The sequence below is a fragment of the Facilibium subflavum genome, assembly GCF_003574485.1.
In the GTDB taxonomy this organism is placed as follows: Bacteria; Pseudomonadota; Gammaproteobacteria; order Francisellales; family Francisellaceae; genus Facilibium; species Facilibium subflavum.
On the sequence record NZ_QLIT01000242.1, the window covers coordinates 1 to 12,220 of the forward strand.

General features: G+C 38.4%; 12 protein-coding genes, 1 tRNA gene and 2 pseudogenes. 8 read left to right on the forward strand and 7 right to left on the reverse strand.

The features are described from left to right. Window positions 1–152, forward strand: a pseudogene (locus DNK84_RS15240) (IS256 family transposase); the annotation flags it as partial. Between the two features lie 44 nt (window positions 153–196). On the opposite strand, the gene parC reads toward DNK84_RS15240, so the two are convergent. The 7 genes from parC to DNK84_RS12230 all read right to left on the reverse strand — a co-directional run bounded on the left by parC (window position 197) and on the right by DNK84_RS12230 (window position 7,702). Continuing rightward, window positions 197–2,443: a DNA topoisomerase IV subunit A gene (gene parC, locus DNK84_RS12200; protein WP_119344765.1), complete on the reverse strand. Its 2,247-nt coding sequence runs from the start codon at window positions 2,441–2,443 to the stop codon at window positions 197–199. A gap of 103 nt (window positions 2,444–2,546) precedes the next feature. Beyond that, window positions 2,547–3,635: a glutamine-hydrolyzing carbamoyl-phosphate synthase small subunit gene (gene carA / locus DNK84_RS12205; protein ID WP_119344766.1), complete on the reverse strand. Its 1,089-nt coding sequence runs from the start codon at window positions 3,633–3,635 to the stop codon at window positions 2,547–2,549. 83 nt (window positions 3,636–3,718) lie between these two features. After that, the gene (locus DNK84_RS12210; RefSeq protein WP_119344767.1) at window positions 3,719–4,120 is read right to left on the reverse strand and encodes an acyl-CoA thioesterase; all 402 of its coding nucleotides are present in this window, start codon (window positions 4,118–4,120) and stop codon (window positions 3,719–3,721) included. Between the two features lie 26 nt (window positions 4,121–4,146). After that, a complete protein-coding gene (locus DNK84_RS12215; RefSeq protein ID WP_119344768.1) occupies window positions 4,147–5,490 on the reverse strand; it encodes a dihydroorotase in 1,344 nt (447 codons plus the stop codon). A 100-nt stretch (window positions 5,491–5,590) separates the two neighbouring features. After that, window positions 5,591–6,499, reverse strand: a complete 909-nt coding sequence (locus tag DNK84_RS12220) for a DMT family transporter (RefSeq protein WP_119344769.1) — start codon at window positions 6,497–6,499, stop codon at window positions 5,591–5,593. A 16-nt stretch (window positions 6,500–6,515) separates the two neighbouring features. Then, window positions 6,516–6,998, reverse strand: coding sequence for a transcription elongation factor GreA (greA, locus tag DNK84_RS12225; protein WP_119344770.1), 483 nt, complete (start codon window positions 6,996–6,998; stop codon window positions 6,516–6,518). A gap of 134 nt (window positions 6,999–7,132) precedes the next feature. Beyond that, window positions 7,133–7,702 carry a GspH/FimT family protein gene (locus tag DNK84_RS12230; RefSeq protein WP_119344771.1) on the reverse strand — a complete coding sequence of 190 codons (570 nt, stop codon included), beginning with the start codon at window positions 7,700–7,702 and terminating at the stop codon, window positions 7,133–7,135. Between the two features lie 27 nt (window positions 7,703–7,729). Here DNK84_RS12230 and DNK84_RS12235 point away from each other — a divergent pair. The 7 genes and pseudogenes from DNK84_RS12235 (at window position 7,730) to DNK84_RS12260 (ending at window position 11,908) form a co-directional block, all read left to right on the forward strand. Then, window positions 7,730–7,805: transfer RNA gene (locus DNK84_RS12235), tRNA-Lys, on the forward strand. A gap of 444 nt (window positions 7,806–8,249) precedes the next feature. Then, entirely contained in the window at window positions 8,250–8,675 is a 426-nt protein-coding gene (locus tag DNK84_RS14850) for a pilin (protein ID WP_162902443.1), read from the forward strand. A 222-nt stretch (window positions 8,676–8,897) separates the two neighbouring features. Beyond that, a pseudogene (locus DNK84_RS15115) lies at window positions 8,898–9,003 on the forward strand (prepilin-type N-terminal cleavage/methylation domain-containing protein); the annotation flags it as partial. Continuing rightward, window positions 8,985–9,314: a pilin gene (locus DNK84_RS14860; protein WP_407920624.1), complete on the forward strand. Its 330-nt coding sequence runs from the start codon at window positions 8,985–8,987 to the stop codon at window positions 9,312–9,314. The pseudogene DNK84_RS15115 and the gene DNK84_RS14860, both read left to right, overlap by 19 nt. A 99-nt stretch (window positions 9,315–9,413) precedes the next feature. Continuing rightward, on the forward strand, window positions 9,414–10,616 hold the full coding sequence (locus tag DNK84_RS12250) for an amino acid permease (protein WP_119344772.1): 1,203 nt from the start codon (window positions 9,414–9,416) through the stop codon (window positions 10,614–10,616). A gap of 125 nt (window positions 10,617–10,741) precedes the next feature. Further along, complete coding sequence (locus DNK84_RS12255; protein ID WP_119344773.1) at window positions 10,742–11,365, forward strand: DUF4823 domain-containing protein; 624 nt, start codon at window positions 10,742–10,744, stop codon at window positions 11,363–11,365. Between the two features lie 30 nt (window positions 11,366–11,395). Then, window positions 11,396–11,908: a M15 family metallopeptidase gene (locus DNK84_RS12260; protein ID WP_119344774.1), complete on the forward strand. Its 513-nt coding sequence runs from the start codon at window positions 11,396–11,398 to the stop codon at window positions 11,906–11,908. Window positions 11,909–12,220 lie beyond the last annotated feature (312 nt).

Genomic DNA, 12,220 nt, shown 5'->3' on the forward strand with positions numbered 1-12,220 from the left:
ACAAAAACAAACGTTCTTTCCCCAATGATAATGCAGTATTTAAAACCTTGTTTTTGGCAATTGACTATATGACAAAAAAATGGACAATGCCAATTAGAAGTTGGAGTGAAGCAATGCCGCATTTTTTAATTAAATTTGAAGGCAGAATTTAAGTGCTATGAAAAATTTACACAGTTAGATGGATGGGCTCATATAACTAAGTCAAATCACCAATTTCAATACGATCAACATTCTGAAAGCCCCGTGGCAGTATTTTTCCACGTGTTGCCCTTTTACCCTGATAGGCTTTTATATCCTCAAAGCCGAGTTTCATATGTCGCTTGCCAGCATAAATAATTAAATGTTGTTGTGCAGATACCCCGGCAACCAATATTAACTTCTCACCGGTTGCCACATGACTTGGCAAATTCACCAAACGGTTTCCTTTACCTTTATTTAATCGTGGCAGCTCACTTATATCAACCGCCAGTAAACGTCCTTGATTTGAAATCGCAACCACTACACCATCAAAAGCCGCACCAAGATTCCATGGTGAGATCATGCCTGCTTTAGAAAGGCTTATCACCTGCTTGCCTGATTTATTTTTACTGAAAATATTTTCAGCCTTGGCAATAAATGCATCCCCAATGCTTGAGGCCATTAAAATCTCATCGTGATTTCTCGCAAATAAAAGGCTTGTGATTTTTTCATCACTATCTAAGCGAATATGCCCAGTAATCGGTTCACCCTGGCCTCGCGCTGATGGTAAATCTGCAGATAACAGCATATAAACCTTACCCTTATTGGAGAAGAAAAAGCAGTATTGATTACTTTTACCTTGTGTTGAAGCAAAATAGCCATCACCTGTTTTATAGCTTAAGCCTTCAGGGTTAATGTCATGCCCCTTTGCCACACGCACCCAGCCTTGTTTTGATAACACAACCGTGACATTTTCGACCGGTTGTAAATCAACCTCTTTCAATGCTTTGGCTTCAGGTCTTGTGACTAAAGCAGATTTGCGTACATCACCATGTTTTTTTGCCGCCAACTGCAGCTCTTTTTTAATGAGATTCTTTAATTTAACAGGACTTTCAAGACAAGAAATGATCTCATCCCTTTCTTTCTCCAAAGCTTCTTTTTCTTTTTTAATCTGAATCTCTTCTAATTTCGCCAAATTACGCAGGCGTAAATTTAAAATAGCTTCAGCCTGGGCATCACTTAAGTCAAAACGCTTTTTAAGCACCGCTTTGGGGTCATCTTCATAGCGAATAATGGCAATGACTTCATCAATATTTAAATAAGCAATTAAAAAACCATCCAATAAGTGCAGACGCTCAAGAATCTTATCCAGACGAAACTCCAAACGACGTGTGACTGTCTGTGTTCGAAATGCCAACCATTCAGATAATATCTCCATTAATGACTTCACCTGTGGTTTGCCATTTAAGCCGATCATATTAAGATTGACTCGCACATTTTTTTCAAGCTCGGTCGTGGCAAATAAGTGTCGCATTAGTGTATCAGTTTCCACTCGATTAGAACGTGGTACCAGTACAATTCTTACCGGCTCATCATGATCAGATTCATCACGAATATCACAAAGCCATGGAATTTTTTTGGCCTGCATTTGTCCGGCAATCTGCTCAATAACTTTAGCACTTGAGACCTGATGTGGCAGGCGTGTAATTACAATATTGCCTTCTTGGATCTGATATACCGCTCGAAGCTTTAAGCTGCCTGCACCAGTTTCATAAACCCTTTTGCGCTCCTCTAATGGCGTGATAATCTCACAGCCAGCTGGGTAATCAGGGCCTGGAATATGATTCATTAGCGCATCCAAGGTGTGATTTTTACCCGTCAACAAATATAAACAACCATCAATCACTTCATTTAAATTATGCGAGGGAATATCGGTTGACATACCAACGGCAATCCCCATGCTGCCATTTAATAAGACATTGGGGACTTGTGCTGGCAAAAGCTTTGGCTCTTGCAATGTGCCATCAAAGTTAGCTACCCAATCAACCGTGCCCTGCTTTAATTCACTTAGCAAGGTCTCAGCATAAGCTGACAGGCGCGATTCGGTATAACGCATTGCCGCAAAAGATTTTGGATCATCTGGAGAGCCCCAGTTGCCTTGTCCATCAATCAAAGGGTAGCGATAAGAGAAATTCTGCGCCATTAAAACCATCGCTTCATAGCACGCACTATCGCCATGCGGATGATATTTCCCTAAGACATCACCAACCGTTCGTGCCGATTTTTTATGCTTGCTTAGTGCTGATAATCCGATCTCAGACATCGCATAAACGATTCGACGCTGTACCGGTTTCAACCCATCACCGATATGTGGTAAGGCGCGATCTAAAATAACATACATTGAATAGTTTAAATATGCCTGGCGCGTAAACTCACTAATAGTCTGCTGCTCATTGTCTTCAAAGGATAAATCCATTTGACTCATAAATTTATATTACCGAAAAAATAAAGCGATTGTGATGATCATTCTATCATAACAAATACCTGGTTAAATTAGCGAGATTTATATGGAAGAAAGTAAAGAATTTCTATGAAGATATGTTACAAACTGCTTCTGATTTTTTTGCTATTTGATCAACAAACCGATCAAATAACCACACTGTATCCACAGGGCCTGGGCCTGCCTCTGGATGAAACTGTACCGCCGAATACGGCAGACTTTCATGTTTAATGCCCTGGACGGTTTGGTCATTTAAATTCCTAAACCATACCTGCCACTGATCTGGCATTGTTTTTTCATCAACGGCAAAGCCATGATTTTGCGAGGTCAGATAACTTCTGTTGGTGCCTTCAAGCAAACAAGGATGATTTTGCGCACGATGACCAAATTTCAATTTATAGGTTTTTGCCCCAATTGCCATCCCCATGATTTGCGCACCTAAACAAATCCCAAATATCGGTTTTTGTGGGTGCTTTTGCATCGCCTTTTGTAGAATATCTGCCGTAATCTGGCAACGTTTTGGATCCCCTGGGCCATTTGAAATAAACACCCCATCATAGTCCTCACCGGTATAATCATAGTCATAAGGCACACGCTTAATAGTTAATTGTGAATATGCACACAAATAGCGCCAGATATTGGCTTTCATACCACAATCAACAGCAATAATCTTTCTGTGACCTTTACCAATACTAACAGGTGAGTCAATCGTCACTTCTTTAACTAAATCAAGCGCACTGATATCAGGATAGCTTGTTGGCATCTGATCACCCACAACGATTGCACCGGCAACAACACCGTGCTGACGTAAAACCTTTGTTAATGCACGAGTGTCGATATCAGCGATAATGGGGGTATTATATTTTTTACACCAATCCTGTAAAGATTGCTCACCCTGGCTTCTTGCATAAAAGGGGGCCAGCTCTGAAACAATAATCCCAGCGGCATGAATACGATCAGATTCCCAGTGTGATTGCGCCTCAACCCCATAGTTACCAATCATCGGATAAGTGAAGCATACAATCTGCCCTTTATAGGAAGGATCGGTTAAGACTTCGGTATAACCAACCATTCCCGTATTAAAAACAATTTCACCAAAATTAATGCCCTTGACCCAATCAGGCGATTTGCCTTCAAAGACTTCTCCGGTCTGTAAAATAAGCTTTGCTGGTATCATGAAAAAAACACATCTGTTGAAGTTGCCTTATTCTAAAGTAAGACAAATAGATTTGCAAACAACAAACGATAAGTAAAAAGCAATCAAGAATCAGCTATTTGTGCTGATTTTTGTTTGATTTCCTCAGGAATAAAGGGTCTGCCACCTGATTTAGGAACACAAGTAACGATAAACTCAGCCTGTGCACAGACTTTTCCATCAACTAAAATCTCCTGATATACAATAAACTTAACGCCTTTAATTTCTTTTAGCTGACATGTTACTTTTAACGCATCGCCCTTTTTTAAAGAGTGCTTAAATTTTATCTCATAAGAGGCTAAAACAAACAGATTCCCTTTATTTGCTTGTTCAACAATATCAAGACCAAAAGCATCTTTTAGATAATCATGTCGTACTTTTTCCATATAAAATGGATAATAAAGCCCATCAACAATACCTTGAAAATCAATATGTGCATCATCTACGTTTAAATTTTGAAAATACATTTCTTATCCTTTGTTGTTTGTGTTGATTAAAAATCATGTTCAAATGCCAGTGCCTGGCCTAGTTTATCTGATACGGTCTTCCCTTCACTGTATTTAAGCTCACCATTGACAAATGTTTTACTGATTTTTGATGAAAAGCAACTACCAGCAAAAGGCGTCCAACCACATTTATATTTGCTGGATTCATCGGTAATGATATTTTTTGCTTTTAAATCGACCAATACTAAGTCTGCCCAAAATCCTTCTCGAATAAATCCACGTTTGGCAACCTGATAAACAATTGCTGGTGCATGCGCGGTTTTTTGTACAATTGTCTCTAAAGACAATATCCCTTGATGGTAATGTTCCAAAAGCGAAATCAATGCATGTTGCACCAATGGCAGCCCTGATGGTGCCTTGAAATAGCTTTGTTGTTTTTCTGCCCAGGTATGTGGCGCATGATCTGTGGCAATAACATCAATCGTGTCATTATTCACAGCCTTTAACAGCGTCTGGCGATCTGATTCCTCCTTAATTGAAGGATTGCACTTGATCAATGCCCCTTTGTCTTGATAATCCTTACGTGAAAAAAACAGGTGATGTGCACACACTTCTGCCGTGATTTTCTTGTCCTTTAACGGTGTTTGATGATCAAACAAAGACAATTCATCTTCGGTTGTGATGTGTAGAACATGCAGTTTAGTATTATATTTTTTTGCTAAGGAAACGGCCAAAGTTGATGACTTTAAGCACGCCTGCCGACTTCTAATATCCGCATGCAGATCAAATGGGATATCCTCTGCATACTTTTGTTTAAACTTAATTTCATTCTCGGTAATCATTGGTGTGTCTTCACAATGTGTCGCAATCAAAATCGGACATTGGCGGAAAAATTGCTCAAGCGTTTGAATATCATCAACCAGCATATTCCCAGTAGAGGCACCCATAAAAATTTTCACGCCACAGGCATCACTAGGCTCAAGGCGCTTTAACTGATCAACATTATCATTGCTCGCCCCCAGATAAAAGGCAAAGTTAGCATGTGATTTACTTGCTGCTAATGCTTTTTTATCGGCTAAACGCTCGATAGTTAAGGTTGGCGGGGTACAATTTGGCATTTCCATATATGAAGTGATTCCGCCGGCAACCGCGGCTTTTGATTCTGACTCAATATCAGCCTTATGTGTCAATCCAGGCTCGCGAAAATGTACCTGATCATCAATCATTCCAGGAAACAAGTGCAATCCCGTAGCATCAATCACCTGAACACCTTCTTTGGCAGTAATATGCTGGCTTACCTTGGCAATTCTTCCTTCTTGAACCAGTACATCAGCAATATAGCTTTTACCTTCATTAACAACCGTTGAACCTTTGATTAAATAATCTGGCATCTGACATCCACCTGCTTAGAAATAATATGGCTTAAGTATACTACAGGCACATTTTTTCTAAAAGGAGACTATACCACTAACAGTAATGGCTTTGGGTTTATTATTTTGTACTTTCATGAAATAACCGCTTTTTTCGCCTGTTATATACATATCCGACCAACGGCTCAACGGCAATCGATAACAGGATAAGTACACAGGCAAAAATCATATTGGCTGTCAGATGATCCCCCATAATCAAAACACCTAAAAGACTGCCAAACAGTGGCACTAAATAATTAGATAATGAGCAAAAACCTGCACCGGCACGTTTGATTAAACTGACATATAGGACATAAACAACGCCAGAGCATAATATCCCAAGCACTAAAGAGGCAAGGCTTTCGCCTAATGGAAAATGTAAGTCCGTGAGATTTCCTTGATATAAATTCACCAATATCAGAATAATCGTGCCAATAAAAAAAGCATCTCGAGACAATAAAAAAGCATTTTCACCTTGCATGCTTTTAATGACGGTTAAAGCACCAGCAAAAGACAGTGCACCTAATAAAATCGCAAGCTTAGGCAGGATTCCACCAGTTACACCGCTTGCAATAAGATCTGGGGCAAATAAAATAACAAGCCCGATAAACCCGACAAGCATGCCCAGAAATTTAGTGCCTGTGGCACGTTCGACTTTTGTTAACATCACCAAAATCAAGGTGAAAAAGGGAATGGTACCCATTAAAATTGCTGCCATGCTACCTGAAACATATTGTTGCCCCCACATCACCAAGGCAAAAGGAAAAACGACCTCCAATATACCAACCAAGGCAACTTTCAGCCAGGCTTTTATACTTCTTTGATATTTTTGAGGTCTGACAATCCAGCAAAACACCATTAAAAATAATAGCGCATACAGCGTTCTTAAAAGCGCTAACTGCTCAGGCGTATACGCTTGTAAAGACACATCAATAAGAACAAATTGCGCCCCCCAAATAACACCAATCGATAATAGTAATAAATAATTCATAAATTAGATACAATCATTACCTATATTCAACTGCAATGATTTCATAATCTGCCGTGCCTCCAGGCGTTTTCACCATGGCTTCATCACCTTCTTGTTTACCAATAAGTGCACGCGCTAAAGGTGAGCTTACCGATATTTTATTTTGCTTGATATCCGCCTCATCTTCACCCACGATTTGATAAACCGTTTCCGTCTCTGTATCAACGTTTAGCAATGTAACCGTTGCACCGAATATAACCTTGCCAGTATTTTGCATGTTTGCAATATCAATAACCTGTGCATTATTAAGCTTACTTTCAAGCTCACTAATACGTCCTTCTATAAAGCTTTGTTGTTCACGTGCGGCATGATACTCGGCATTTTCTTTTAAATCACCATGCTCACGTGCCTCCGCGATCGCAGCAATCACCCTTGGGCGTTGCACACTTTTTAGGTCTTTAAGCTCAGCTTTTAGTGCTGCTTCACCTGCCACTGTCATTGGAATTCTTTGTGACACCATATTTCTTCTCACTATCATTAATGTAATACAAAAAGCTCAATTAATTGTTTACCTACAATTACCTTAAGCTATACCAAAAGATTTACTTTGCCACAAATGTATGCTTAGAAGCAATAATATTTTTACATCAGTTTTTAACATGATTGTGGTGTAGACAAATAATTCATGATCACACGGCCTGTTTGATTGATGACAAGTTCCTGGTTTGTTTTAAACTGGCCACTGCTGTCAAGCTTTGCACAATAAGTCATTGTCCCGTTTGTTGCGGAGAAACCATTGGCACGTATCTCTATATAATCAAGATTTAAAGCACCTTGCCATTTGACATACTCTCCATTTTCAGGCGCCTGAATAATCGTGATTATATTATCAACATCACTAGGGTCTCCTGCTGAGCTTGTAAAAACCATCACTTGATTATTCGCCCAATTATCATTACTTACTGCTGCACAAGCAGTACCATTTGATGTTGGACACATAATTGTTGAAATATTTTTAGAGATAGCCGTAATTCGTGCTATTTCAAGTGCACTTTTTATTTGGTGTAAATAGCTTTGGGCACGATTTCCGCCAAGAATACCAATACTCAAAGGCAAAGCAACAGCAACAATAACAGCAATAACCGTCACAACAATTAACACTTCAACCATGCTAAATGCTGAGTTTTTTTGTTTTTTTGTTTCGTTTGGCTTGCAATTAAACATACATTCCCTATAATGTGTTTTCAGTTTGGGTCGTTAGCTCAGTCGGTAGAGCAGCTGGCTTTTAACCAGTTGGTCGCAGGTTCGAATCCTGCACGACCCACCATTTTCATAAAATATATCAACCTATTTCCATTATAGTGAACTTACATAGATTTCTCTTGAGGTAAACAAGATTTTGCTTAATTGAATTCTAACAAGAATAAAAAGCTTCCATTTTTGTAAAAAAGGTGTATAGTGTGAACCAATTTGATGACATGGTGCATACGCACTTCCTTCCTCCTCCCTCCTTAAACGGAAAGCGCATCATGTCATCATCATTTTTTCATTGTGCATCATACTAAAAAATCATCATATTTTGTGCGACATTTCTGTATATTTTGTAAGCAATTTGCGCGTTTTCCTATAATCCTTTCACTTTATACCGCTTTTACATTAAAGAAACTTGAAAATATTCCCTTATTTAACTAATTTCTAATTATCCGATACAACGTGTTGATTGGATTAGTTTTGAATCCTCCACACCCCCAGCTAAGATAGGAGAATGATAATGAAAAGTATAAAACACTATGGCAAACAACAAGGCTTTTCACTGATTGAGTTGATGATTGTGATCGCCATTATTGCGGTGTTAACAGCCATTGCTGTACCGATGTATACCAATTATGTCACCCGGGCAAAGCTTGCCGAAGCCTATTCTTTTCTTGGCTCAGATAAAAACTATGTTGCCGACCAGGTCAATGCAAATGGTGGCAATTTATCAGGACTCAGTACTTCTGGCGGGACCAAAACAGGAAGATATGGTGGTGTCGCAGTAAACTCTTCTGGTGTGATCACTTATACCTTTACTGATAATGCTTTAAACAACAATACCATTACTTTAACCCCAGCAATTGGCTCAGATGGTTTAACCTGGACATGTGGCAGCAGTGGTGATTATGATGAAACCGACCCATGTGCACCATTTAGTGCCTAAATAAAACAATTCCTGATCTTCTTTTTAATATGAAGCGCCTAAAAGGCGCTTTTTTATTTATCAGAAAAAGAAAGTTTATATCGTCACTATACAGTAAACACAGGCATAATATCTCAATAAATTATCAACAATATCCTAGTCATATAAAGCCGTTATTTTTTGATTAAATTATAATCAGCATGTAGACTTAGTATATAGACTAATAACAAGAAGATTTCGCAAATGCAACAATATAATAAAGCCTTTTCACTGATTGAGTTGATGATTGTGATCGCAGTGATTGCTGTACTAACTGCGATTGCGATCCCTATGTATACCAACTTTGTTGACCATTCAAAAACAGCACAAACAATAACCGCTCTTAATGATGCACAGAATAAAGTAACAAATGAAATTATCAATCGTGGCTTTAAACATGCCCAAGTGATATCAGGCCTTTCTTCCTACACTACAAAAGTTGATAACTATGGCATACTTGTTGTCCACTCCTCTGGTGCTATTACTTTCACCGCCAATCAGGTCATTGATAATATGAATGGCAATACAATTGTTTTAACACCGTCCATTAAAGATATGAAAGTTCATTGGAACTGCCACCCCAAACATTCATATTTAGCAAAAAAACTCTGCAACGCTTAATGTAGATATACTTATTCCCAAAACAAACAAAAATGTTGTAATTGCTTATGAGTACAACAATGGATACAATAAACAAAATTATTTTTGGATAACCTATCTATGTTTTTTTCTTCAAAAGGCTTTGGTTCAGCGATGATCATCACTGGAACAAGCATTGGTGCGGGCATGCTTGCTATTCCTGCAACGGTTGCGGCAAACGGTTTTTGGCTTGCATGTCTACTGCTGATTATTGTGTGGTTTGTTATGATGCAAACTGCACTGCTGCTTGTTGATGTTAACCTTTCCATGCCAAATGGTACAAATTTTAGCCGCATGGCTTATAATACGTTTGGACCTCTGGGACAAAGTATTACCTGGGTTGCTTATTTATTATTACTTTACTCTTTAACTGCAGCTTATTCAGCAGGTGGTGGCAGCCTTGTGGCAAGTGGATTTTCCATGTTAAATATCCATACTCCAGACTGGTTAAATAGTCTTTTATTTATCCTGATCCTTGGCTTTTTTGTCTATTGTGGAACCACCACAGTTGACCAGGCCAATAAGGTACTGATGTTTTTAAAATTCATCTCATTTTTTGCTTTTGCCTTTGCCATCTTACCAGCTGTCAAAGCAAACTACCTTAATATCACAACACATAATGTTCACTATATTTGGATTACTTTTCCAATTCTTATCACCTCTTTTGGTTTTCATCATATCATACCAACCTTAAGGACCTATGTAGAATCCAATCGAAAAACACTACGCCAAGCCGTTATCATTGGCAGTTTCATCCCGCTTGTAATTTATATCATCTGGGTTGCTTCAACACTTGGCAGTATCCCTTTATATGGCCATGATGGATTTATTAAAATCATTCACTCAGAAAACGTTACTGCTGGCATCATCTCTGCCTATAACAGCAGCTTTATCGGCCATGCTGCCTATGCATTTGAATCCATTGCTGTCACCACATCCTTTTTAGGGGTGACACTTGGTTTATTTGATTTCAACCGTGATACATACCGTTTGCAGCGAAGAACACATATTAACAAGCTTGCTGTATTCGTTATTACTTTCCTGCCTCCATTATTGTTTGTTATCTATTACCCAAATGGCTTTCGCATGGCTTTAGGTTATGCCAGTATTTTTGTTGCCATCTTATTAATTGGTTTACCTGCCGCGATGACCTGGGTTATTCGTAATAAAACCCAGACAAACAATCTATTAAGCCGTATTTTTTTAAGTGTAATTTTATGCGCAGCAATCGGCGTCATTGGGCTTGAAATAGCGACTATTTATAACGCATTGCCAACATTATAGAGTGAGAAAAGCTTGCACTATATAATAAGATTTGTATGATATACATACGACAAAAAAAATTTATTGCAGAATTTTGCCTATATTAGTCACCTGTGATAAATCAAATATATAAAGAAGATGTGACGATGGTATTAAAAATCATGAAATATCAAAGGAGAATTCTTACACTATTCTTTGTTGGGGTGTCCGTATTCCTGACACTCACGCTTAGTGGTTGTGCAAGCACCCATCAGATTATCACCGGGTCAATGCAAAAAACCGTTGGTGCACAACAAGATAAGATTGTCTACGAAGATAATACAACAAAGCTTTCGCCAAAAGCATCTGCTTATCTTGCCTATCCTAATGATGGAAATGATGAATATCACAGCTATCCTGATAGTGGCAAGCTTGTGATGAACCTATTAAAAGATAATTTCAAAGCATGTTTTAGTAAATTTGATTATGCACAGGATTATCAAAGTGCTCAAAATGAATATCTTCAGGCGCAATCAAAAGGTTACCAGTACTTTATTTTGCCACGAATACTTAACTGGACGGACAGTTATACACTACTGACTGGCGTGCCTGCAAAAGTATCGATCACATTAAAAATCTACGATCTAAAAACAAACCAGTTACTGGATAGTGTTGAGATTAAAAGCATAAGCTCCCAAATGCCAGGATTTGAAAAAACACCGCTGGAATTATTGTCTGAACCAATGAAAACCGTCACTAGAAAGCTTTTTACTACGACCAAAAAAGGATAAAGCGGCCAGTTTGACTGAGAGACTTATCATATGGAAAAATTAAAGCAAATATACCAATCTCTTAATATCGATAACATTACCCCTGAAAATGCTTTATTTGAAGAGTGCCCTAAGGCGCTGCTAATCGATGCGGGTGTTGATGTATTTAACCGAGAGATTAAAATGCATCACAAGGCTTATCAGCAATGGTTATTAATGAAATCAAGCGCACAGCAACAAGGTATTGATTTACAAATTGTTTCTGCTTTTCGAAGCTATGCTTATCAAGCTGAGATTATCAAACGCAAGCTTAAATCCGGCCAGGCATTAACCGACATTATCAAGGTTTCGGCTTTACCTGGGTTTAGCGAGCACCATACAGGCTGCGCACTGGATTTAACGACAAGTGGTGAAAGTGAAGTTCTCACAGAAAATTTTGAAAAAACCCAAGCTTTTACCTGGTTAATGGAAAATGCACATCAATTTTCATTTATCCTAAGCTATCCAAAAAACAATGATAAAGGCTTTATTTATGAACCCTGGCATTGGTGTTATCAACTATAATGCTGATGCCTTATGATGTTGTATAGCTTAATATTCAACATCATAACTCTCTAACCGGTCTGTCAATGTAAGAAAGATCTCATTAGCAGTTAGAGATGTACTGCTTCTTTTCCCGCGAATCATAGCAGTATGCTCATAGTAATGATTAAACAGCCGCCACTTCGGATCTTCTTTTGCTATATTTTCCCGACTTTGACACTTTTCAAAGTTATCCACAGGTTTGAAGAAAGATATTTTTGCTCAGGCCTTATTTTATAAGGGTTTTTGTCTTCCAAAAAGGTCAATTTGTAGTGCCTAGTAAAAATATTAGTT

Excerpts from the sequence above, each read along its gene's own strand:
- parC (WP_119344765.1), bottom strand. The coding sequence starts at position 2,443 with ATGAGTCAAATGGATTTATCCTTTGAAGACAATGAGCAGCAGACTATT.
- carA (WP_119344766.1), bottom strand. The coding sequence starts at position 3,635 with ATGATACCAGCAAAGCTTATTTTACAGACCGGAGAAGTCTTTGAAGGC.
- DNK84_RS12210 (WP_119344767.1), bottom strand. The coding sequence starts at position 4,120 with ATGTATTTTCAAAATTTAAACGTAGATGATGCACATATTGATTTTCAA.
- DNK84_RS12215 (WP_119344768.1), bottom strand. The coding sequence starts at position 5,490 with ATGCCAGATTATTTAATCAAAGGTTCAACGGTTGTTAATGAAGGTAAA.
- DNK84_RS12220 (WP_119344769.1), bottom strand. The coding sequence starts at position 6,499 with ATGAATTATTTATTACTATTATCGATTGGTGTTATTTGGGGGGCGCAA.
- greA (WP_119344770.1), bottom strand. The coding sequence starts at position 6,998 with ATGGTGTCACAAAGAATTCCAATGACAGTGGCAGGTGAAGCAGCACTA.
- DNK84_RS12230 (WP_119344771.1), bottom strand. The coding sequence starts at position 7,702 with ATGTTTAATTGCAAGCCAAACGAAACAAAAAAACAAAAAAACTCAGCA.
- DNK84_RS14850 (WP_162902443.1), top strand. The coding sequence starts at position 8,250 with ATGAAAAGTATAAAACACTATGGCAAACAACAAGGCTTTTCACTGATT.
- DNK84_RS14860 (WP_407920624.1), top strand. The coding sequence starts at position 8,985 with ATGTATACCAACTTTGTTGACCATTCAAAAACAGCACAAACAATAACC.
- DNK84_RS12250 (WP_119344772.1), top strand. The coding sequence starts at position 9,414 with ATGTTTTTTTCTTCAAAAGGCTTTGGTTCAGCGATGATCATCACTGGA.
- DNK84_RS12255 (WP_119344773.1), top strand. The coding sequence starts at position 10,742 with ATGGTATTAAAAATCATGAAATATCAAAGGAGAATTCTTACACTATTC.
- DNK84_RS12260 (WP_119344774.1), top strand. The coding sequence starts at position 11,396 with ATGGAAAAATTAAAGCAAATATACCAATCTCTTAATATCGATAACATT.